Annotated in this window: 1 protein-coding gene; it reads right to left on the bottom strand. The window is 62.1% G+C overall.

Going from position 1 to position 531, the window contains the following annotated elements; translation table 11 throughout:
• The coding region (locus DM995_RS18875; RefSeq protein WP_198669492.1) for a type IV secretion system protein at positions 1-531 on the bottom strand (531 nt) is incomplete at both ends.

Raw genomic sequence — 531 nt, 5'->3', positions numbered from 1 at the left:
CGAAAATGCCGAGACCGAGTAGCGACAGCGCCGCCAATACGACGGCCATCGCGTCGTCGATGGTCGGTGGCTGACTGCCGAAGCCTGCCGTGAACTGGCTGAACAGAGTTGAGCCGATGCCGATGATGACGGCGAGCACCAGCACCTTGATTCCTGACGAGATGACGTTGCCCAGCACGCGCTCGGCCATGAAGGCGGTCTTCCCGAACAGGCCGAACGGGATCAGGACGAAGCCAGCCAGCGTGGTCAGCTTGAATTCGATCAGCGTGATGAAGAGCTGGATTGCGAGGATGAAGAAGGCGAGCAGCACCAGCGCCCAGGCGAAGAGCAGGCAGGCGATCTGGATGAAGTTTTCGAAGAAGGCGATCCAGCCCATCAAATTCGAGATGGATTCGAGCAGCGGCCTCGCCGCATCGAGGCCCGTCTGCGCAACCCGACCGGGCCGCATCAGGTCCTGGATGGAAAAGCCCGTACCGGAGGCCTGGAGGCCGAGGCCGGCGAAGCTGTCGAAGACGATCCGCGCGAGGTTGT

The sequence above is a fragment of the Blastomonas sp. UPD001 genome, assembly GCF_003426715.1.
Taxonomy (GTDB): Bacteria; Pseudomonadota; Alphaproteobacteria; order Sphingomonadales; family Sphingomonadaceae; genus Blastomonas.
This window is presented reverse-complemented; position numbering and strand designations above follow the sequence as displayed.